Origin of the sequence: Janthinobacterium sp. BJB426, from assembly GCF_002735705.1 — a bacterium.
Classification (GTDB): Bacteria; Pseudomonadota; Gammaproteobacteria; order Burkholderiales; family Burkholderiaceae_D; genus Janthinobacterium.
Window position 1 is genome coordinate 15,802 of sequence record NZ_PDZL01000023.1, and the last position, 22,336, is coordinate 38,137.

Genomic DNA, 22,336 nt, shown 5'->3' on the forward strand with positions numbered 1-22,336 from the left:
ATCTAGATATGAAATTTTCCAAAGAAACCACTACATTTCGAGAATCCGCCCTTTGGTCTGGAATTATACTCTCCATAATTATCTCCACTCTCGTAGCTGCTGCCATTTTTGATATATATGAAATGCGTGCAAAAGTAAAAGAAATTCAAACATTTCTAGGCGGATTATCGGTACTCGCCGCAAGTTTATTTTCCTTTTACGCGAGTTCAGCAGCAGCCGCAGAAACTTTTCGAAGAAATTGTCAAGACGATGACACGAAAAATAGAAATATAAGAATCAATATGATTCTTATTGCAGAAACCTTAAGACAGCAAAGCCACGCCAGGCTTACTGACCTTGAAATTCATACAGAAAAATATAAATTAGATAAAATTCATTTTAAGTGCTACAGCGAATTAATCATTAGCATCCCAGAACATACGGAAAAAATATGGGAAAACATAGCAATTATCCCGCAAGACATACAGTTGCAATATTTAAACCTCATAAACTTTTCAAATATGGCCGAACAGGATCGCATTAGTGGAATAGCGTCGTGCACTTTTCTACGCGACGAATTTTCCAAGCAAACCATCAAAGCAGAAAAGATATTAAATAAAATAAGTGTCGGAAATGATATTTCAGATCAACTCAATAAATTAAACATTGAATGCAACTACATCGGATGGAATAGAATTGGCAGCCTTTTAGCAGAAATAAATAATTCATCAATTTCTTTCTTGAGAAAAATGGAAGAATCTTGTAACTGGAATCCAGACCTACCACCTTACCCACCGAACTTTAAAGCTCATGAGTATACAAAACCTAAAAATAAACCAGTATAAATTCCTACAGACATAAAGAAAATGTGAAGCAAGGACGTACACCCTGATCAAAATGAAAGAACCATAGTTACAAAGCAGCATATCAACCCGCCCCGCGTGCATCCGCACGCGGACTTCGGCAACATGCAATGCATGAACGCCGACCAGTCCGACCTCCTCCGCTTGCTGCAAAACCTGATCCGCCTGGGCACCATTGCCGAGATCAAAGGGGCCAAGGCGCGCGTGCGGCTCGGGCCAACACTCACCACGGAATGGCTGAAATGGGCCACGCGGCGCGCCGGCAGCACGCGCACCTGGTCGGCGCCCACCGTGGGAGAACAAGTGATCGTCCTTTCCCCTGGCGGCGACCTGACGCACGGCATCATTCTGCCCGCGCTATACTCCCAGGAATTTGATGCGCCCAACACCAGCGACAGCATCCACACCAAGCATTACCCCGACGGCGCCGTGGTGCAGTACGACCACGCGGCCCACGCCCTCACAGCAACGCTCCCCGGCGGCACCGCCACCATCACCGCCGACAAGGTCACGTCGAACGCACCGAGCACCATTTGCACGAGCGACCTGACCGTCATGAAAAACCTGATCGTCATGCAAGCGGCGACCATCCACGGCACCACCGCACTAAACGGCGGCGTGAACGCCAAGGCCGACGCCGCTGGCGGCGTGGCCATGGCCGTGCAAGGGACAATCAAGGCCAACGAGGACATGCTGGCCGGCACCATCAGTCGGGCGGTTCGCAATCATGATGGGCATGCACGCCGTCACCGGGCGCAGCCTGACGGGCCTGGGCCACCTGCGCCAGTCCGTGACCGACATTATCACCACGCCGATGGGTTCGCGCATCCGGCGCCGCCGTTACGGCTCCGAAGTACCCGAACTGATCGACCAGCCCTGAACAGCGCCACGCAGCTGCGCATCTATGCGGCTACACCTACTCCGGTCTCGGTTCGTTATGGAACCATGCAAAGTAGCGAATTGGAATGAAGGATGATGTGGTATTGCGTGATATCCGGGCCGTGGCGGCCAGGGGATACGCCATGGCGCGTTGAGAACCGCAGCGACATTAAAAGCGCATGCTGCCCACGTCAGGCAAGCTTCCGGGATTCCGATGGCATTGCCCTGGCTCGAATAAAGCCTGATTTTAGCCGCCATCATCTGTCAACGCTGGATGGCTGTTCCCGCACCGTCGCAGACGCTGGAGGCACTTGTTTTTAAGCCTGGATTAGATGCCAGCTGACTTAATTGGCAGCCTATAGGTGAACAACCGTTATGCGATTACTGAGTAACGAGCCTCAACAATCACGATTGACCGAGTTGCAGGCGCGCCGATTGCCACTCAGGCCAAACAGCCTCTGCAACGATGTCCGGGTAGCCACGTTTCGCCTCCGTTATTTCAGCTTGTGAAGCGCGCATCGCCATGCAAACCGCGTTGTCACGGATAGCGATGACTTCGGGCTCTGTTAATGGCCTGCCCAACGTTTTTTCAGCGTGGAGAAGAAGGGTCACAAGCGCAGGGATGAAAACCAAGCAGTGACGGTCTTCAGAATCGTGCGTAGGCGAGGACGGCGGCACTTGCCGCTTTTTGAACATTCCAAACATTTAAATGTAGAAAGGCATAAAAATAATAATCAATCAAACTCCGGCAATGACCGCTTCTGACAGCCGATCGCAGCCATCGGCATGTGGCGATGAACAAATCATACGTCGCGTAAACGGAAAAACCCGGCACCGATACCAGACCAATGGCCAATATACGGTACCGGGTTTCATACAGCTTGCGCCGTAAGTCCTTGAATCTAATGGTCGGGGCGAGAAGATTCGAACTTCCGACCCCATGCACCCCATGGCCGAGTTAACTCTTCCTTTAGCATCCAGGAACGTCCATCCATTGAGCAACATCATTAATAATCAATGGCTTGGCGCTACCATGCGTCTATACCCATCCGTACTCATCCAGTCCTAGCCGAGCGTCTTGTTGGGGTATTTGTTGGGGTATTTTTTGCTCCTCTTGCGACCCCTTGTAAAAACCTCCGGCCCATTGCAGGGCTGACGTTCTGGAATACAAGATGTCTAGGATCACACAGAAGGAATTGTTGGCGATTACGACGAAACAAGTCGGACTCGTCGTCCGGGATGATGGCGGACTATTCTGGCGCGTACGCGTGAAGGCCGACAACAAACTCACGATTCCGTTTTACTACCGCTACCGGCATGGCGACAAGCTGCACAACATTTCATGCGGCTCCTGGCCGCATGACAGCTTGGCGCAGATCAGGGAAGCCCGCGATGCCGCGCGCGACCGCGCGGCCACCGGAGCCGATCCTGCCACGGTAAAAAAGGTGCAGAAGATCGAGGTTCAGGAGGCGCTGGAAGCGAAGCTGGCCCAGGTCGAGGCGCAACGCGAGGCAGGCCTGACGGTGCGCGATATGTTCGACGTCTGGCTGCTGGACGGCGTGCGGCGCAGGAACGACAACGCAGAATTGAAACGACAGTTCAATGCCGACGTCTTGCCCAAGATCGGCAGCGTCGCCGTCCGCGCACTGACGGAGCACGATCTGCGTCACGTGCTGCGTACCATGGTGGCACGCGGCGCCAACCGCAGCGCCGTCTCGTTGCGGAACAACCTGAAGCAGATGCTGAACTGGGCACAGAAGCGTCAGCCGTGGCGCCGCCTGCTCGTCGAGGGCAACCCGATGGATCTGATCGAGATCAGCCGCATCGTCAGCCCGGACTTCGATCCGCGCGGCGTGCGTGAGCGGGTGCTCTCCCCTGCCGAGATTCACGAACTGCACTGTGTCCTCGACCGCGCGCGGAAGGAATATGCGCAAGCGGCAAACCGACGCATCGCCGTGCAACCTATCGAAATCACAACCGAATGCGCGATCTGGATCATGCTGTCGACCCTGTGCCGGGTCGGCGAGTTGACCATGGCGCGCTGGGAACACGTCAGCTTCGAGCGCGCGGAATGGTTTATACCAAAGGAGAACGTGAAGGACCGCATCAGCAGTCTGACGATCTCGCTATCCGATTTCGCGCTACGGTATTTTCGCCGCTTGTACGATTGCAGCGGAGATACCGACTGGTGCTTCCCGAGCTACATGGGCACGCTCCACATTTCGCCGCGTGCGATCACCAAACAAATCAGCGACCAACAGACCATGTTCAAGAATGGCCGCGACGGCGGTCCTCGCGCCAAGATGACGCATCGCCGCCAGGACGATCGTCTTGTGCTGCAAAGTGGGAAACACGGCGCGTGGACTGCGCATGACTTGCGCAGGACGGGTGCCACACTGATGCAAAGTCTCGGCGTCACGCTGGACGTCATCGACCGTTGTCAGAACCACGTACTGGCGGGAAGCAAGGTTCGCCGCCACTACCTGCACTACGACTATGCTCGCGAAAAACGGGACGCATGGAACAAGCTAGGACGGCAGTTAGAAGTAATCGTTAGTGCTGAAAATACGGTGGTTTTGCCCCATAAATGACGAACCGTTGAGCGTTCCCAATTAGTCGCCTCGCGAGCTGGACCGTTAAAAATCAAACGATCACGTTCATCAAAGAGGCGATATAGGGGGGTAAAGAGGTTGCCGGCTGAGCTCAGGAAAAACGGCTAACTTAGCGAAAGGCTGTGCCTGTTATAAGGGGCAAGATCAGACCGGAGCAAGTGAATCAAGGGGCTATCTCAACTTCAAACCTGCTGCGAGATTTTGTCACTATTCGCATTCAGCCTATCCATACGCCTCTTACCTTCAGGACAAACGAAGGCGCATGGCAATCCCATGGGTAGGAATTACCACGATCAGCGGCTTTGTAATACCAAATTGCTTCTTGCGCATCTAGATTTCCTGACTGACAGCGAAAGTGCGTTAAGATGTTACTAAAACACACAAGTTTGTGGCACTATCAAATAACGTAGCGTTTCTATCAAAACACACACTTGAGCTAAGACATGGCTAAACGAGATACGATTAAGAAAGAATTCATTGAGCTATATGAGACTGGCGCCAAGCTCGCTCAAGCTTTTCAAAAGGAAGAAGATAAGCGCTTTCATTACGATTATCAAACTTGGTATAGTAAATCATCTAGGGCTGTAGCGGCGCTCGCACCAGACCGTCATGAAGAGTTTCGTCGCTACTATGAAATTGACCCTAAAAGAAAGTCGTTGGGTTATGGAACCTATGTTATTCAAGACTTCATGAAGAATATAGTCCCTTCCGGCTACGGATTCGAGAAATTCAACAGTCGTCAGCAAGTATTGCAGTGCTTTTTGAATCAACTTGCAATCCTGCATTCTCTCGTAGCCATGATCGACTCAGTACTAGCCAATCTGGAAAATGAGCTGTTCGCCGATATCCAAGACAATGAAGTCGCAACTGCGCGCCAGCTACTCAAAGTAAGTCCAAGGGCCGCAGGTGCGCTGGTCGGAGTGGTTATAGAGGCCCATTTACAGAAAGTCGCTGATGCTCACAGCATAAAAATACCTAAGAAAAATCCAACCATCGCAGATTTAAATGATCCACTGAAAGTAGCGTCAGTGCTTGATACGGCAGGTTGGCGGAAGATCAGTTTTCTCGCCGATATTCGCAATCTCTGCTCCCATAAAAAAGACGTCGAGCCGACGAAAGAGCAGGTAGAGGAATTGATCGAAGGGGCCGCATGGGTGACGAAAAATATTTTTTAGTTTCTCCGTCCCGAATTGCAACCTCCAAAAAAAATAAAGTAATTCTTTCAAAGCGACGCTTTAAGGTACTCCGTAGCTTCCCGCGACGCAAAAAGAGCTCATTTTTAGAATAAAAGTAATTAATAAGGAATTAAAATGCAAAGCACTCAATCTATAGCGCTCATACAACGCTTCTCTGTTAAAGGCCTTCATGGATACAAAGACTTATCTATTGATTTCTCTGGCCACGTTACCATTATCGTGGCTGAGAACGGGATGGGTAAAACGACGTTACTCAATATATTGAATGCTTTTTTGACGCGCCGTTTTCACAGGCTTGCAGCATTTTCTTTCAATTCCATTGAATGTCAATTTTCAGGGCAACTTCTACCTTTAGTATTGGAACGATCAATGCTAGGTGATGGTTACAATGCTCAAGATGGCGCCTTACATGAATTAGCAGAATCGGCGTCAATTTCAGAAAATGAATTATCAGATTTCATTACAGGAATTTATCGCCCGGATCGTTTTCAATCTTTAAAGTCCCATCCGATTGTTCGACAACTTTATTACTCCACGGAGCTCGACTGGGAGCAAGTTGAAACAGCTTTGGATGATATTTATGCTGGCCTCGATAATTCCTTTAGCGATTCAGCAAAGCAGGTTAGCGCTGAGGTACTAAGGTGCGTAGGCGAAACAGAAATCGTATTTTTGCCAACTTACCGAAGAGTCGAGCGGCCACAGTTGCGCCCTCGTCAAAATCGTACGCCGAGACAAGCAGCTATGCAAGGTCACATTGACTCAGCGCGTACTAATCCGCTTGATGATATTGTATTTGGATTGTCGGATGTGGAAGACAAACTTATCGAATTGAGCGATGAAATTGAACGCAGGTCTAATCAGGGCTATCGTACGCTGAGCACACGGATTTTGGATGAAATGTTGAAAGGAAGTGCCCGTCAAGAAACAGTAACGACTTCAGACTTACCCGATGTCAAATCTCTGTCGCGTTTCCTTAATCGCGTGACCCGCCATGAACAACGTTTCGGAGGGGTCTTTGAAGATATTGAAAACCTCTATGCTACCGGTGCAATTGAAAATGCGGACAATTGGTTCCTGCGATACTTCCTAAGTAGGCTGGCTGGAGTTATTGAACAAACGCGCGAAATGGAACAAAAAGTCGAGCAATTTGTTAGTGTATGCAATAGCTACCTTACGCTCTCCAGTGATGAAAAAGTGTTGGCATTCGATCCGCAAACACTACGAGTTGTTGTTGAAGACTTATGGGCAAAACGCATCATTGGCCTTGAATCATTGTCGTCAGGCGAAAAACAAATCGTTTCCCTCATGGCTCGACTTTATTTAAGCTCTAAGAAAAAGATTGTTTTGATAGATGAGCCCGAATTATCGCTCTCCTTGGATTGGCAGCGTAAAGTTTTACCCGATATCGCCAGAAGCGGAAGCGTCGTACAGTTATTGGCAATCACGCATTCACCTTTTGTTTACGATAATGAGTTAGATGGTTGCGCAAGGGCATTGAAAATTACGCGTAACGAGGTAAAAAATGCCTGAAATTATCGAGAAGCATCGAGAAAGCAGGAAAAGTCCGTCCGTGCTACAGCATTCATTAATACTGGTTCGCAGCGCACGTCCGGATGATTTGGTCTTCATTTTTGAGGGCCCTGACGACATAGGCGTCTACGAAACATGGATAGGAAGAACAAGATTTGAATCGAATTACGAGCCGATCGCGGGAAAAGGCAAAGAACAATTAATCGGCCTTTACAAGAAAATCATCTCTGAGAACCCTGAACTACTGCGTAAAGTTTATTTTTTTATTGATTGCGATTTTGACGTCCCAGAACCTGCGGACAATATTTTTACACTCAATGGGTACTCCATCGAGAATTTCTTATGCACTTCCTCAACTCTTGAGAGTCTTCTGGCAGATGAATTCAAATGTGTTGCTTCACCTGTAGAAAGACAGAGAATTAAATGCGTATTTGAGGAATTTTTGAACAGCTTCCAAACCAGCACGGAAGAATTGCATTTCAAGTTTTTTTCAGCACGCCGCCAAGGAATAAAAATTATTAGCAAATCGGAGGACTCTAAACCGATTGTGGAAGTTTATCTCGATAAAGCTGTTCCTGCATTCCAGCACCTGGAGGATGTTATAGAAACTGAAAAAGATGTAGACGCTACAGCTCTAGCTGCGCTTCGTCAGGAATTCGCAGGGCTTCATCGTTTGCAAGCGCAGCGCGGCAAGTATGTGCTCTGTGTATTTCGGCGGTGGCTCCGACTTTTGACTGCTGATAGAAAGCAGCCTACACCACAGCTGTTTGAGCGCGGCATGCCGGCCCTTTCAGGCGAACCATGGTCAGCATCTCTCAGGAGACTTGCGGGGCAATCGCCTTTACCTGCGGGGTTGGCAGCATTTGTTGAAGAGGCAGGGAGGGCAGCTTAAGCGGTACAGCTAGTTCGCTGGGTGTACCGTAACTAACGTTTTAAATCGATTCCCGCTGCGGCTCCCAACATAGTCATACTTGTTTTTTAGGGGCAAGCATGCTTTTGAGGCGCGGGAATCGAGCCATGTCAACGGACTGTCCGTAGAACAAGAAAAGTACTATAGATCAGCGCCCAAGGTATACCGCAGTAATTTGTTCTCGACCATGGCCCATCTCTTCCGAAAACAACAAGCGCGCGGAGAGATCATGCTGGCTTTGCTCCCCTCCCAGCCGCGACGACCGGGGGCCGCCTCGCGCCGGGCATTGCCAGCCGGTGAGCTGGCGGTAGCGTTCCTGCGCGTAGTTGTGGCGCAGGCCATGGACGCCATGAATTCCCGCCTTATCGCACTGTGCTCGAAAGCGCTGAAGCTGATCGCGATATCGTAGATTAGACGGAATAAGGCTCCTGCCAGCGGTAAGCCGCTTGGCCTGATTGAGCACGGTACGTTGTTCCGGCGTACGAATGGCGATCTCACGATACTTGCCGCCCTTGGTCCACGTATCCCTGAGCTTAAGTCGATCGCCGCCATCGGCCCACGCTGGAACGATCTTGATGCTCTCCTCACGCCTCAAGCCAAACGCGGATTGCAACCGCAGGGACATGGCCGTGTACGCATCCGTGATCTTCGCCAGGCGCGCATCATCGAGCACCTTGGCCTTCGAGACATTGGTGACAAAGGTGCGCTTGTCGATGTCGTAGCTGCCGTTGTCGCGCGCGATGATGTTGTCCTTGCCGATCTTCTGCGCCCACCATCGCATGGCGCTCATGCGGTTCTTCATCGTGCCGGCGCTGACGCCATCGGCCTTCCACTGCTGCACCAGTGCGTCCACATGCTTGGGACGCAGACTGTCAGCGTTCATATGGCGATATCCGAGATCGTGCAACTGGTTCGCCACGTGCGAGAGTATCCGCGCGCGGTCGGACTGCGTGGCGTAGCTGCCATCACGATTGCGGTCACACAGCTGCTTGAGCTGATAGTTCAAGTCGCGCATCGCATGCTCCTAAAATCAAACTTGGTGTGATCGAGTCAGATGAGTGTTTCTGGCCACCGTGCTTGCCGCAGCAAGGACGGTTTGTAAAGGCCCCGGGACACCACTCCCGTGTATGCGGTATGTTCACTGCTTGCCCGCGCCGCATGCGCGTATGGCGCCGCGATCCGCTCCTTGTAGAAGCCTGATCGCGGTGGGACCAGTTACCCAGGGTCCATGGGGTGTGCCTCGCACACGTTGTCGGCCCACGAGGGGCAAAGTTGGCAAGCAGCGTTCTGCTGCGCTGATAGCGGTAGATCCGCTGTCACTGGCCGCCGTCACTGAGAAAACAGCAGCGCAGCCCATATAGCGCTTGGTTGCTAGCGCGTCGTCACTGGCAGCAGGCCGCCAGTAACGACGCGCGATTTGCGCCGCAGACTAGGGCGGCGTATCGACATGCACGCGGCGGCAGATCGCCGCGTGAGGTGGGGACGGTGCGTGAATGCGCACGATGTGACGCGCAGCTCCCTCGAGGGAAGGATGCGCAATATGGATGCAGCCTATCCAGGCTGATCGCGGGCTCGCTCAAAGGCGAAGCCAATCTAAAAACAAATGTGGAGATAAGGGCGCGTGACGAGCGCTACGCCTGGCGCGATGCCAAGTTGCGCGAAGGGCGATCCTTCGCGTCGAAAAGCATATTGTCCTCCACTTGGCATCGCGCCGGCATCACCGACTTAAAATTTTCGGCGATTTATTTGTTGACGAAGCTAGCGAAGAATCGACACCAAAAACGGGGCGCATTTCGGGTCGCACTTGCGCGGCAATCGGAGGACAGTACTGGCAGCACATGGACCACGGAGGAAGACATGAAACGATCACCCCTGCCCCGCACCACACGAATGATCCGCCTGCCGGAGGTGATGGCGATCTGCGGGCTGTCGCGCAGCACCGTCTACGCCTACACCAAGCGCGGCGAATTCCCGGCGCGGGTTAAGATAACCAGGCACGCTTCGGCATGGGTTCGGGAAGAGGTGCTGGCCTGGGTAGAAAGCCGTATCCACGCCAGTCGCAGTTGTACCCCAACACCGGCAGAAAATCGTAAGACTGGGGTTTGACCGCTAAAAGAAGTTTGTTGGGGTATTTGTTGGGATACAGACTTGTAAAAACAACAAAGGCCAGTCCGAAGACTGGCCTAAGCTGTTGATTCTAATGGTCGGGGCGAGAAGATTCGAACTTCCGACCCCATGCACCCCATGCATGTACGCTACCAGGCTGCGCTACGCCCCGACGAGGTGGGAATTATAGCAGAGGCTTTTAGGTTTTTGCCATGCTTTGCGCATGATTCATAGCGAACTGCGCAAACTTTTTTGCATGGCCCGTCCAGGCGCCCTATTCGTTCAGCAGCAGCGCCGTCAGGACGATGCGGAAACCGGCGATCAGGGGTTCGACCTTCATGTCGGGATTGTGCACCGCCCGCACGGGCAAGCCCTGGTACATGGCGATCATGGTATTGAGCCGCCCTTCCAGCATCTCTTCGTCCGCCGGCAAGCCGCGCTTGATGCGCGCATCCCGTATGATGGAGAGAAACAGTTTGCGCGAGCGCACATCCGCGCAATGCAGCATTTCAGCAATCACGGGATTGCGCGATGCTTCGGCAAAAATCTCCAGCGGCATCACCCACGTTTTCGGATCCAGACTTTCCAGCACATGCTCGCCAGCATTGTCGATCACGGCCTGCAGCGGATCTTCGCGCTGCGCCAGATCCTGCATCAGGTTGGTAACACGCTCCATATTCTTCAGGACGAAGGCGGCGATGATCGCATCCTTGCTGTCAAAATAATTATAGATGTGGCCCGCGCTCATGCCGGCCGCCTTCGAGATCTCGGCCATGCTGGCGCCGTGGAAGCCGCGGCGGCTGAAACAGCTTTCGGCCGCATCGAGCACCTGCTTGCGCCGCGTGTTGGCGCGCTCGGGATCCGGATGCTTCTTTTCAACTTGGTTCATGATTTTCCAGTAGCGCGCCGGCCTTGCCCCTGCGGACAAGGGCAAGGCCGGCGTCGGCGTTCCCGTGATTATTGGGCGCCGCCAGCCGCCGCGACGGCTGTCTGCTCAGGCTGCCAACCGCCGCCCAGCACCTTGTACAAGGTCACCAGGTTGGTCGACTTGGCCAGGCGCGCCGTGATCAGGCTTTGCTGCGCCGTGTACAGCGCACGCTGGGCCACCAGGGCGTTCAGGTAGGACTCGGCGCCCTGCTTGTAACGCGCGTCGTGGATGGTGTAGCTCTTCGTCGACGCCTCGACCAGCGAGACCTGCGACTGCAGGCGCTCGTCGATGGTGCCGCGCTGGGCCAGCGCATCGGACACTTCACGGAAGGCGATCTGGATCGCCTTTTCGTATTGCGCCACGGAGATTTCACGCTGCACCTTGGCGATATCGAGGTTGGCGCGGTTCACGCCGCCATCGAAGATCGGCAAGCTGATCTGCGGCAAGAAACTCCAGGTGCCGCTGCCCGCCTTGAACAGGCCGGACAGGTTGTCGCTGACCGAACCCGCCGTCGCCGTCAGCGAAATGCGCGGGAAGAAGGCCGCGCGCGCCGCGCCGATGTTGGCGTTGGCCGCGCGCAAGGTGCGCTCGGCCGCCAGCACGTCGGGACGGCGTTGCAGCACATCCGACGGCACGCCGGACGGAATGTCCGCCAGCGCCGTCACGGCGCCGAACTCGGCTGGCGGCAGCAGGTCGGCCGGCACGGGGCCGCCCACCAGCAAGACCAGCGCGTTTTGATCCAGCGCAACCTGGCTCGTGTAGACGGCCACGTCGGAACGGGCCGACTCGACGCTGGTCTGGGCATCGTACTTGTCCAGGCCCGAGGTGGCACCGGCACTGAAGCGGCGCACGGCCAGGTCATACGACGACTGCTGGCTCTTCAAGGTATCTTGCGCCACGCGCAGGCGCTGCTGGTCGGCCACCAGGTTCAGATAGGTGCTGGCCACTTCGGCCACCAGGCTGATCTGCTGTGCACGGCGTGCTTCTTCCGTCCCCAGGTATTGCTCCAGAGCGCTGTCGGACAGGCTGCGCACGCGGCCGAAGAAGTCCAGCTCATAGGCCGACACGCCCAGGTTCGCCGTGTACTGGCGATTGATGGACGCTTCGCCCGTGGCGCTCTGGTTTTTCGAGATGCGCGTGGCCGACTGGCCACCGGACGCCGACAGGGTCGGGATCAGCGCGGCGCGTTCAATGCCGTAGGTGGCGCGCGCCTTCTCGATGTTCAGGATCGAGACGCGCAGGTCGCGGTTGTTGGCCAGCGCCAGTTCCAGTACCTGGCGCAAACGCGCATCGGCAAAGAACTCGCGCCAGGCGACGTCCGCCACCGGCTTGGCGTCGGCGGCGGCCGTGTCGGCCTTGTAGGAAGGACCGGTCGGCCACGCCGTGGGCGCCGGCGCTGCCGGACGCTCGTACGTGGGAGCCAGGCTGCAACCGGCCAGCAAGGCCAGTGCCGCCATGGAGAGTAGCGTTTTTTTCATATTAATGCGCATCCTTAGAAAGCGTGACGGCTGGCGAGCCAGGCGTCGCCGGCGTGGCGGGCGCGTCCGGCTTCGAGAAGAAGCCGCGCACCAGCACGAAGAACACCGGCACGAAGAAGATACCGAGGAACGTGGCCGTCAACATGCCGCCCAGCACGCCGATACCGATGGCGTTCTGGCTGCCGGAACCGGCGCCGCTGGAAATGGCCAGTGGCAACACGCCCAGGCCGAAGGCAATCGAGGTCATCAGGATCGGACGCAGACGCAGACGCACCGCATGCAAGGTCGCGTCCAGCAGCGACATGCCCGATTCCTGCATTTCCTTGGCGAATTCGACGATCAGAATCGCATTCTTCGCCGACAGGCCCACCACCGTGAGCAAGCCCACCTGGAAGTACACGTCGTTCGACAGGCCGAAGAACCAGGTGCCCAGCACGGCGCCGATCACGCCCAGCGGTACCACCAGCAGCACGGAGAACGGAATCGACCAGCTTTCATACAGCGCGGCCAGGCACAGGAACACGATCAGCAGCGACAGCGCATACAGCTGCGGCGTCTGCGAACCGGATTCGCGCTCTTCCAGCGACACGCCGGTCCAGCTGAAGCCGATGCCAGGCGGCAGCTTGGCGACCATTTCTTCCATCGCGTTCATGGCGGCGCCCGTGCTCTGGCCCGGCGCCGGCGTACCCAGGATCTCTACCGACGGCAAGCCGTTGTAGCGTTCCAGGCGTGGCGAGGCGTAAATCCACTTGCCGGTGGCGAAGGCCGAGAACGGCACCATCTGGCCAGCGGTATTGCGCACGAACCACTTGTTCAAGTCTTCCGGCAGCATGCGCGAACTGGCATCGCCCTGGATGAACACTTTTTTCACGCGGCCACGGTCGAGGAAGTCGTTCACATACGAACTACCCCAGCCGACGCTCAGCACGCGGTTGATTTCCGAGATCTGCAAGCCCAGCGCGGTCGCTTTTTGCTGGTCGATGTCGATCTTGTACTGCGGCGTATCTTCCTGGCCGTTCGGGCGTACGCCGACCATGGCCGGATTCTGCGACGCCATGCCCAGCAACTGGTTACGCGCCGCCATCAGGGCGTCATGGCCGACACCGCCGATATCCTGCAGCTGCATGTCGAAACCGGTGGCGTTACCCAGTTCCAGCACGGCAGGCGGTGCAAACGTAAACACCATCGCATCCTTGATCTGCAACAACTTGCCCATGGCGCGACCGGCCACGGCCGGCGCTTTTTGCGCCACATCCTTGCGCAGCGACCAGTCTTTCAGGCGCACGAAGGCGATACCCGTATTCTGGCCGTTGCCGCCGAAGCTGAAACCTGCCACGGCAAACACGGAAGCGACGTTGTCTTTCTCGCTGTTCATGAAGTGGTCTTCGACCTGTTCGATCACTTTCAGGGTGCGCTCTTGCGTGGCGCCCGTCGGCAATTGAATCTGCGTAAACAGGATGCCCTGGTCTTCTTCCGGCAGGAAGGAGGTTGGCAGGCGCATGAAGACGAACACCAGGCCGGCCAGCAACAGCACGTACAACAGCATCGAACGGGCGCGGTGGCGGATCATGCTGCCGACCATGCCCTGGTATTTGTTGCTGCTGCTGTCGAAGCTGCGGTTGAACCAGCCGAAGAAACCCTTGTTGGTCGCGTGATGGCCTTTTTCGACCGGTTTGAGCAAGGTGGCGCACAGGGCTGGCGTAAACACCAGCGCGACGATGACGGACAACACCATTGACGAGACAATCGTGATCGAGAACTGGCGGTAAATCACGCCCGTCGAACCGCCGAAGAAGGCCATCGGCACGAACACGGCCGACAGCACCATGGCGATACCGACCAGCGCGCCCGTGATCTGCGTCATCGACTTGCGCGTCGCTTCCAGCGGCGACAAGCCCTCTTCGCTCATCACGCGCTCGACGTTTTCCACCACCACGATCGCATCATCGACCAGCAAGCCGATGGCCAGCACCATGGCGAACATGGTGAGCGTATTGATCGAGTAACCGAACGCGTTCAGGATGCCGAAGGTACCGAGCAGCACGACCGGCACGGCCATGGTCGGGATCAGGGTGGCGCGGAAGTTCTGCAGGAACAGATACATCACCAGGAACACCAGGATGACGGCTTCGACCAGGGTCTTGACCACTTCTTCGATGGACAGTTTCACGAACGGGGTCGTGTCGAACGCCACCTGGTAGCTCATGCCTTCAGGGAATTGCTTGCTCAGGTTGCCCAGCATGGCTTTCGCCGCGTTGGCCGTATCGAGCGCGTTGGCGCCCGTCGCCAGCTTGATCGCTACGCCGGTTGCCGCATGGCCGTTGTAGCGGGCCACGGTGTTGTAGTTCTCGCGGCCCAGTTCCATGCTGGCCACATCCTTCAGGTGCACCATGGCGCCGTCGGTCGTGGTTTTCAGCAAGATGGCGCCAAACTGTTCTACCGTTTGCAATCGGCTTTGCGCCGACACGGTGGCGTTCAGCTGCTGGCCCTTGATGGACGGCGTGCCGCCCAGTTCACCGGCCGACACTTCCGCATTCTGCGCCTGCACGGCCGTGATCACGTCCGCCGGGGTCAGGTTGAAACTTTGCAGCTTGGCCGGATTGAGCCAGATGCGCATGGCGTACTGCGAACCGAACAGTGTCACGTCGCCCACGCCCGGCACGCGGCTGAGCGGATCGACGACGTTGGCGGCCACATAGTCGCTCAAATCGGTCTGGTCCATCTTGCCGTTTTCGGAAATGAAGCCGAACACCATCAGGAAGTTCTTGGTCGCTTTCGACACGACGAGACCCTGTTGCGTGACAGCCGTCGGCAGCAGTGGCGTAGCCAGCTGCAGCTTGTTCTGTACCTGCACCTGGGCAATATCGGGATTGGTGCCGCTGGTAAACGTCAGCGTGATGCTGATGCCGCCAGTCGCATCGCTCGACGAGGACATGTAACGCAAGCCGTCGATGCCCTTCATCTTTTGTTCGATGACCTGGGTGACCGCGTCTTCCACGGTCTTGGCGGAGGCGCCAGGGTAGGAGCCGCTGATCGAAATCGACGGCGGGGCAATGCTCGGGTACTGCGCGATCGGCAGGCTGAGGATCGAAATCACGCCGGCAAGCATGATGACGATCGCGACCACCCAGGCAAAAATCGGGCGGTCAATGAAAAAACGGGCCATTAATATTCTCCTGAATTAGTGGGCGCTGGCAGCCGATGCTGCGGCAGAAGCGGCAGCGGCAGGCGCAGGAGCAGGAGCAGCTTCAGCCTTGGCCGGCACGGCAACGGCAGGGGCGCCTGGCTTGACTTTTTGCAAGCCTTCCACGATCACGCGGTCGCCTGCGGCCAGGCCGGACGTCACCAGCCAGTTGGTACCGACGGTGCCGCTGGTAGTCAGCACGCGTTGCTCGACCTTGTTTTCCTTGTTCAGGATCAGGGCAGTTGCCTGGCCCTTCTGGTTGCGCGTCACGCCCACTTGCGGCACGGTGATGGCTTTTTCATCGACGCCCGTTTCCAGCTGAGCACGTACGTACATGCCTGGCAGCAATTCGCCTTTCGGGTTCGGGAACAGCGCGCGCAAGACCACGTTGCCGGTGGTCGGATCGACGCTCACGCCAGAAAACTGCAGCTTGCCCGATTCGCTGTACTTGCTGCCGTCCGGCAGGAGCAAGTCAACCTTAGCCTGGCCTTCGCCGACTTTTTTCAGCGAGCCGTCGGCCATCTGGCGCTTCAGGCGCAGCAAATCCGTGCTCGACTGGGTCACGTCGACGTAGATCGGATCGAGTTGTTGCACCGTGGTCAGGGCTTCGGCCTGGCCCGCCGTGACCAGCGCGCCGGCCGTCACGGTCGAGCGGCTGGTGCGGCCGCTGATCGGCGCCGTTACGGTGCTGTAGCGCAGGTTGATGTTCGCCGATTCCAGCGCCGCAGTGGCGGACTCGACGTCTGCCTTGGCTTGCTCGAACGCGGCGACGGCATCATCGTATTCCTGGCGGCTCACGCCTTCGATGGCAACCAGTTCCTTGTAGCGCGACGCTTTCGGACCAGCCGTCAGCAAGTTGGCCTTGGCTTTCGACAGCGCGGCCTTGGCCGAATTGGCGGCCGCCTGGTACGTGGCGGAATCGATCTGATACAGGGCCGTGCCCGCTTTCACATCGCTGCCTTCGACGAACAGGCGCTTCTGGATCAAGCCACCGACTTGCGGGCGCACATCGGCGACCTGGTAGGCATTCGTACGGCCGGGCAATTCGGCGCTCATCGGCAACGCGGCCGGATTAACAGTAAACACGACCACCTGTGGCGCTTGCTGCGCGTGAGGTGCTTCCTGTTTTTTACTGCAGCCGGCCATGATTACAGTGGCGCACAGAACGGCAATAGCGCCGCTCGTACGCGGCGACGTCAAGGAAAATGTTGGTTGCATCTTGGACTTTCTGAAAAAGAAGCTGGCTAGTGTCGTTAGAAATGACTAAATTTATTAACGCAGATCAAAGAATGAACGATCATTCTAAAATCGTCAAGCATCGTTACAATTGAAACATAGTAACTATCAAGCGAATTAAATTATCAATGAGGCAATGAAATGAGGACAGCAACAGCGTCGGCACGCCAGCCAGGTCGAGCAGGAAGCGGGCGGGCGGCGGCAAAACGGCAAAGCGGGAAAGTTGGATTGAATGATTACTGTAGCAGGGTAATGCGTTTTTTGCTGAAGCCGTGATCGCGCGCGCAACACTGCCTGCGCACACACACCTCGCCACCATAAATATTTACCAATGGTATCGAAAAGACATGGTGCGGTGGACGCGCTAGTATAGTGGCCACAGCGTGGCAAAGCGGGGGCGCAACGATGACAGCACAGGCGCGAAATACCAGGCAGCAAGATGGCGCGAGCGGCCCGGACACGCCGCCACTGCTGTCGACGGGCGTCGCCGGCCTCGACGCCATACTCACGGGCGGCTTGCTGGCCGAGCGCCTGTATCTGGTCGAAGGCGTTCCCGGCACGGGCAAGACCACCCTGGCGCTGCAATTTCTGGCCGAGGGCGCGCGCAGCGGCGTGTCCGTGCTGTATATCGCCCTGGCGGAATCCGAGATCGAGCTGCGCGGCGCGGCCCTGTCGCATGGCTGGAACCTGGCCGGCATCGCCATCGAAGAGGTGGCGCCCAGCGACGACATCCTCGACCCCGAACGCCAGTACACCATCTTCCACCCGTCGGAAATCGAACTGGCCTCGACCAACCAGCGCATCCTCGCCGCCATCGAAAAGCACCGCCCTGCCCGCCTGGTGCTCGATTCGCTGTCCGAACTGCAATTGCTGGCGGAAAACCCCTTGCGCTACCGGCGCCAGGTCGTGGCGTTGAAACAATACCTGGCCAGCCGGCACTGCACCACCCTGCTGATCGATGACCGTTCCGCGCTGGACGACGGCTTGCAAGTGCGTAGCGTGGCCCATTGCGTGATCTCGCTGGAACTGCAAAACCAGGACTATGGCAATGACCGGCGCCGCGTGCGGGTGGTGAAATACCGGGGCGTGCCGTTTCGCAGCGGCACGCACGACTACAAGATCGCCCATGACGGCCTGATCGTCTATCCGCGCCTGGTGGCGGCCGACACGCGACGCGATGGCGACCATCGGCGCCTGTCGAGCGGCGTGCCCGAACTCGATACCATGATAGGCGGCGGCCTGGAAGAAGGCATGAGCACGCTCATTTCCGGCCCAGCCGGCAGCGGCAAGTCCACCCTGGCGGCGCAATTCGTGCACGCGGCCACAACGCGCGGCGAACCGTGCGCCATGTTCCTGTTCGAGGAGGCGCGCAGCAAGCTCCTGAACCGGGCCGGCAACGTGGGCATGCACCTGCAGGCGGCACTCGACTCCGGCCTGCTGAGCGCACAGCAAATCGATCCGGCCGAGCTGACACCGGGAGAATTCGCCCAGGCCGTGGTCGACGCGGCAGAACGGGGCGCCCGGGTCATCGTCATCGATAGCCTGAACGGCTACATGCATGCCGTGCCCAATGAACGCTTCCAGAGCACCTACCTGCACGAACTGCTCAATTACCTGAGCCAACGCGGCGTGGCCACCCTGCTCGTCGGCGTGCAGCAAAACATGCTGGGCACCTCGATGACGACGGCGGCCGACGCCAGCTATCTGGCCGACAGCGTCATCATGCTGCGCTACTACGAAACGGAAGGCGAGGTGCGGCAAGCCATTTCCGTCTTCAAGAAGCGCGGCAGCGCGCACGAGCGCAGCATCCGCCGCTTCGAGATCAGCCCGCAGGGCATCCGCATCGGCCCGGCCCTGGCCGGCTTTCACGGCATCCTGTCGGGCTTGCCCACCATCGGCGGCACGCCCTTCCCCTAGGAGTTGCCATGGAGCAGCGTATCCTGATCTATGCGCCTGGCGGCCAGGACGCCGCCCTGACCACCAGGGTGCTCGCCGGCGAGGCCATCGCCAGCCACGCCTGCCGTTCCGCCGGCGAACTGGCCGAGCAACTGGCGCTGGGCGCCGGCGGCGTGCTGACGGTGGACGAGGCCTTGCATGCAGGCGTGTACGCCGTGCTCGACGCCTACGCCCGCCAGCAACCGGACTGGTCCGATTTGCCCATCATTTTGCTGACGCACGCGGGACTCGATTCCCTGCCTTTGCGGCAAGCCGTTGCCACCCTGGGCAACCTGACCCTGCTGGAACGCCCCGTACACATATTGACCCTGATCACCTCGGCCCACGCCATGCTGCGCGCGCGCCGGCGCCAGTACCAGGTGCGCGAGACGCAGCGACGCAAGGACGAATTCCTTGCCAGCCTCGGGCATGAACTGCGCAATCCGCTGGCGCCCATCAAGACCTCGGTGGCCCTGCTCAAGCACCTGTATCCGGCATCCGAGCAGGTCAGCAAAGTGAGTGGCGTGATCGACCGCCAGGTGACGCACCTGACGCGGCTGGTGGATGACTTGCTCAACGTGGCGCGCATCACCAGCGGCAAGGTACTGCTGCAGCGCGAGAATATTAAATTGCAGCAAGTGCTCGAGCATGTAATCGAACTGTGCCAGCCCGCTGCCGACAGCCGGCACATCAGCATCACCCAGGCATTGCCGCCGCATGCCGTGACCTTGCACGCCGACTATGCCAGGGTGGTGCAGATCTTCGCCAATATCGTGTCGAATGCCGTGAAGTTCACGCCCGACGGCGGCCACATCCACCTCACGGCATGCCTGGCGCAGGGCCAGTTGCAGGTGACGGTCGAAGACAATGGTATCGGCATCGAGCCGGACGCCATCCCGCGCATCTTTTCCATGTTTGAACAGGGGCGCACGGTAGCCGGCCAGCTGGCCAGCGGCCTGGGCATCGGCCTCAGCCTGGCGCGCCAGTTTGCCGAGATGCATGGCGGCAGCATCGAAGCCTGCAGCGACGGCCCCGGTCGCGGTAGCCGCTTCATCGTCACCTTGCCGGCCAGCACCGGCGACGCCCCTGCCGTCATGCCGGCGGCGGCCGCCCAAGAGTCCCCCACCGGCGCGGTCCCGCCCGTACAAGTGCTGGTGGTCGACGACAACCTCGATGCGGCAGACTCCCTGCAAAGCCTGTTCCAGCTCGAGGGCTATGCCGCCAGGGTCGCGTATGGCGGTGCGCAAGCCCTGGCGGCCGTCGAGATGACGTGGCCGCAACTGGTCGTGATGGATCTGGGCATGCCGGACATGGATGGTTATGAAGCGGCGCGCCAGATACGCCAGCGTGCGCACGGGCGCGAGGTGCTGCTGATCGCCCTGACGGGCTGGGGTGAGGCGCGCTCACGCACGGAACAAGCCGGTTTCGACCATCATCTGACGAAACCGGTGGATTTCGCCGCCATCGCAGCCCTGCTGGAACAGCACCTGGCGCGGCGGGCGGGGGACACTACGCGGGCAACCTAGCGATTACTTCCACTTGCCGCGCAATTCCTGCACCTTTTGCTGCAACAGTTCCGGCGTGGCGGCCTCGGGCGCCACGGGCATGCCCACGGCCAGCGACAGGCGCGAGCGCAAGCCCGCCTTGAAGGCGCGCTCGAACAAATGGCCATTGCGATGGCTCAACAGATGCCCCCACAAGCCGCGCAGCGCCAGTGGAATCACGGGCACCTTGCTGCGCTCGACGATCTTCGCGATACCGCCCTTGAATTCGCTGATCTGGCCTGTGCGCGTCAACTTGCCTTCGGGGAAGATGCAGACGAGTTCGCCTTCGTGCAGCGCTTGCGCGATGTCAATGAAAGCCTTTTCCATCAGGAAAGGATCTTCCTTGGCCGGCGCGATGGGAATCGCCTTGGCCGTGCGGAAAATCCAGCCCATCAGCGGCATCTTGAAGATGCGGTGGTCCATGACGAAACGGATGGGGCGGGGGCTGGCCGCCATGATGACGATGGCATCCACATAGCTGACGTGGTTGCACACCAATACGGCGGCCCCTTCCGCGGGGATGCGCTCGCCATCGACGACTTTGACCCTGTGCACGGTCTGGATCAATATCCACGCCAGGAAGCGCATGAGGAATTCCGGCACCAGCGAGAAGATGTAGGCAGCCACCAGCGCATTCAAAATGGCCGTAACGAGAAACAACTGCGGGATGGTAAAGCCTTGCCCCAGCAGCACGATGGCCACGCCCGCGGCCGCCACCATGAACAGCGCGTTCAGGATATTCATGCCGGCGATCGTGCGCGAAATGTGTTTCGGGTCGCAGCGCGTCTGGATCAGGGCGAACAGGGGTACGATGAAAAAGCCGCCGAACACGCCGATCATGACGATGTCGAGCAAAATGCGCGGCACGCCCGCCTGGCTGACGAACGCCAGCGCGTCGACCACTTGCGTATTCGCATACGCATTGCTGGCGAAATACAGGTCGATGCCGAACAGCGACAGTCCGATGGAGCCGAACGGTACCAGGCCGATTTCGATCTTGTGACCGGACAACCTTTCGCACAGCAAGGACCCCGTGCCGATACCGACGGAAAACACGGTCAGCAGCAGCACGAACACGCTATGGTCGCCATGCAGGAAATCCTTCGAGTACACGGGGAACTGCGCCAGGATCAGGGCGCCGTAGAACCAGAACCAGGAGTTGCCCAGCATGGCCAGGAAGACGGGACGGTTCTTGCGCGAAAAATTCAGGTTGCGGAACGATTCGGCCACAAAATTCAAACTCACCTTCAAATCAGGCTCGGGCGCCGGCGTGCGCGGCACGCGGTAGCTGGCGAGCAGGCCGAAAATGGCCACGGCGATGGTCGCGCCAGCCACCAGTTCCACGCCCAGCGGCTTGTGCACGATCAAGACGGCGCCGAGGATTTCGCCCAATAGAATGCCGACAAAGGTGCCCATCTCGATCAGGCCATTGCCGCCGACCAACTCTTCGGGTTTCAGCTGCTGCGGCAGGTACGCATACTTGACGGGGCCGAACAGGGTCGAATGCACGCCCATGCCGACCACGGCCGCCACCAGCAGCCACAGGGTATGCGTCATCCAGCCGGCGGCGGCTACGGCCATGATGGCCAGTTCCATCCATTTCACGAAACGGGCCAGGCCCGCCTTTTCAAACTTGTCGGCCAGCTGGCCCGCCGTGGCTGAAAACACGACGTAGGGCAGGATGAACAGGCCGGGAATCAGATTGGTGATGGTGGACGGGTCGAGCGTGGTCCAGCTCAGCGCATCGTAGGCGAGGATCACCATCAAGGCCGTCTTGAACAGATTGTCGTTGAAGGCGCCGAAGAACTGGGTCCAGAAGAAGGGCCCGAAACGGCGCTGCGACAATAAGGAAAACTGGCTGCTTTGACTCATGGCATGGGGAACTGGCAATTAAGGAATTGCTAAAATACAGCACTATCTTGCGCACGACAATCTGAATGTCGTCATCTTGCTCGG

15 protein-coding genes and 1 tRNA gene are annotated in these 22,336 nt (G+C 57.6%); 9 read left to right on the top strand and 7 right to left on the bottom strand.

Annotated elements, in window-relative coordinates; translation table 11 throughout:
* The first annotated feature begins 8 nt into the window (after positions 1-8).
* The 6 genes from CSQ93_RS29095 to CSQ93_RS24990 all read left to right on the top strand — a co-directional run bounded on the left by CSQ93_RS29095 (position 9) and on the right by CSQ93_RS24990 (position 7,951).
* Entirely contained in the window at positions 9-824 is an 816-nt protein-coding gene (locus tag CSQ93_RS29095; RefSeq protein ID WP_158301363.1) for a hypothetical protein, read from the top strand.
* A gap of 132 nt (positions 825-956) precedes the next feature.
* Positions 957-1,811, top strand: coding sequence for a phage baseplate assembly protein V (locus tag CSQ93_RS29770; protein WP_099380366.1), 855 nt, complete (start codon positions 957-959; stop codon positions 1,809-1,811).
* 1,082 nt (positions 1,812-2,893) lie between these two features.
* Positions 2,894-4,312, top strand: a complete 1,419-nt coding sequence (locus tag CSQ93_RS24975) for a tyrosine-type recombinase/integrase (protein ID WP_099380367.1) — start codon at positions 2,894-2,896, stop codon at positions 4,310-4,312.
* A gap of 464 nt (positions 4,313-4,776) precedes the next feature.
* The gene (locus tag CSQ93_RS24980; protein WP_099380368.1) at positions 4,777-5,508 is read left to right on the top strand and encodes a hypothetical protein; all 732 of its coding nucleotides are present in this window, start codon (positions 4,777-4,779) and stop codon (positions 5,506-5,508) included.
* Between the two features lie 135 nt (positions 5,509-5,643).
* Positions 5,644-7,059 (top strand): AAA family ATPase, encoded by a 1,416-nt coding sequence (locus tag CSQ93_RS24985; RefSeq protein WP_099380369.1) that lies wholly within the window; start codon positions 5,644-5,646, stop codon positions 7,057-7,059.
* On the top strand, positions 7,052-7,951 hold the full coding sequence (locus CSQ93_RS24990) for a DUF4435 domain-containing protein (RefSeq protein WP_099380370.1): 900 nt from the start codon (positions 7,052-7,054) through the stop codon (positions 7,949-7,951). The genes CSQ93_RS24985 and CSQ93_RS24990 overlap by 8 nt, the downstream gene beginning before the upstream one ends.
* 166 nt (positions 7,952-8,117) lie before the next feature.
* On the opposite strand, the gene CSQ93_RS24995 is transcribed toward CSQ93_RS24990, so the two are convergent.
* Positions 8,118-8,984: a phage integrase N-terminal domain-containing protein gene (locus tag CSQ93_RS24995; protein WP_099380371.1), complete on the bottom strand. Its 867-nt coding sequence runs from the start codon at positions 8,982-8,984 to the stop codon at positions 8,118-8,120.
* A gap of 470 nt (positions 8,985-9,454) precedes the next feature.
* Between CSQ93_RS24995 and CSQ93_RS29585 the strand changes: the two genes are divergently transcribed.
* Positions 9,455-10,075: a helix-turn-helix transcriptional regulator gene (locus tag CSQ93_RS29585; protein WP_233516334.1), complete on the top strand. Its 621-nt coding sequence runs from the start codon at positions 9,455-9,457 to the stop codon at positions 10,073-10,075.
* 95 nt (positions 10,076-10,170) lie between these two features.
* Here the strand turns inward: CSQ93_RS29585 and CSQ93_RS25005 are convergent.
* The 5 genes from CSQ93_RS25005 to CSQ93_RS25025 all read right to left on the bottom strand — a co-directional run bounded on the left by CSQ93_RS25005 (position 10,171) and on the right by CSQ93_RS25025 (position 16,883).
* Positions 10,171-10,247, bottom strand: a tRNA-Pro gene (locus CSQ93_RS25005).
* 102 nt (positions 10,248-10,349) lie between these two features.
* Positions 10,350-10,964 (bottom strand): TetR/AcrR family transcriptional regulator, encoded by a 615-nt coding sequence (locus CSQ93_RS25010; protein ID WP_035820927.1) that lies wholly within the window; start codon positions 10,962-10,964, stop codon positions 10,350-10,352.
* A gap of 68 nt (positions 10,965-11,032) precedes the next feature.
* Entirely contained in the window at positions 11,033-12,481 is a 1,449-nt protein-coding gene (gene adeC, locus CSQ93_RS25015; RefSeq protein WP_035820929.1) for an AdeC/AdeK/OprM family multidrug efflux complex outer membrane factor, read from the bottom strand.
* 1 nt (position 12,482) lies between these two features.
* Positions 12,483-15,647, bottom strand: a complete 3,165-nt coding sequence (locus CSQ93_RS25020) for an efflux RND transporter permease subunit (protein WP_099380373.1) — start codon at positions 15,645-15,647, stop codon at positions 12,483-12,485.
* Positions 15,648-15,662: 15 nt separating this feature from the next.
* Positions 15,663-16,883, bottom strand: a complete 1,221-nt coding sequence (locus CSQ93_RS25025; protein WP_099380374.1) for an efflux RND transporter periplasmic adaptor subunit — start codon at positions 16,881-16,883, stop codon at positions 15,663-15,665.
* Between the two features lie 423 nt (positions 16,884-17,306).
* Between CSQ93_RS25025 and CSQ93_RS25030 the strand changes: the two genes are divergently transcribed.
* On the top strand, positions 17,307-18,818 hold the full coding sequence (locus CSQ93_RS25030) for an ATPase domain-containing protein (protein WP_099380375.1): 1,512 nt from the start codon (positions 17,307-17,309) through the stop codon (positions 18,816-18,818).
* Positions 18,819-18,826: 8 nt separating this feature from the next.
* Positions 18,827-20,362: a hybrid sensor histidine kinase/response regulator gene (locus tag CSQ93_RS25035; RefSeq protein WP_099380376.1), complete on the top strand. Its 1,536-nt coding sequence runs from the start codon at positions 18,827-18,829 to the stop codon at positions 20,360-20,362.
* Positions 20,363-20,365: 3 nt separating this feature from the next.
* On the opposite strand, the gene CSQ93_RS25040 is transcribed toward CSQ93_RS25035, so the two are convergent.
* A complete protein-coding gene (locus CSQ93_RS25040) occupies positions 20,366-22,252 on the bottom strand; it encodes an MFS transporter (protein WP_099380377.1) in 1,887 nt (628 codons plus the stop codon).
* Positions 22,253-22,336 lie beyond the last annotated feature (84 nt).